The organism is Paraburkholderia sp. SIMBA_053 (genome assembly GCF_046534895.1).
Lineage (GTDB): Bacteria > Pseudomonadota > Gammaproteobacteria > Burkholderiales > Burkholderiaceae > Paraburkholderia > Paraburkholderia caledonica.
Genome location: NZ_JAWRXU010000518.1, coordinates 1 through 279, shown reverse-complemented (window position 1 = coordinate 279; position 279 = coordinate 1). Strand labels below are relative to the sequence as shown.

Annotated in this window: 1 protein-coding gene; it reads right to left on the bottom strand. The window is 57.0% G+C overall.

Annotated elements, in window-relative coordinates; translation table 11 throughout:
* A partial coding sequence (locus SB753_RS36675) for an AEC family transporter (protein WP_410805031.1) occupies nt 1-171 on the bottom strand: 171 nt, incomplete at its 3' end.
* Between the last annotated feature and the right edge of the window lie 108 nt (nt 172-279).

The window sequence follows — 279 nt, the reverse complement described above, 5'->3', positions numbered from 1 at the left end:
CGGCGTGCTCGCCATGCCGACCAGCAGCAACGCCGGGAAAATCCAGCCGAGCACGAGCCGGCTGATCAGCAGACTGTCCGAATGATTCAGACGTTTGCGCTTGCCGGCGATAAAGCCGAGCACGATCACAAACGCAACGGGTAAAAGTGGTCCAACAATCCTGTCTAACATCTCCTGACTCCAAGTTTTGTTATGCGATGCCGTAGCGGTGTTCGTTTAAAGGTTGATGCGATAGTCGCGAATCACATCGGGGTTCGGCTCGATGCCGAGGCCGGGGCC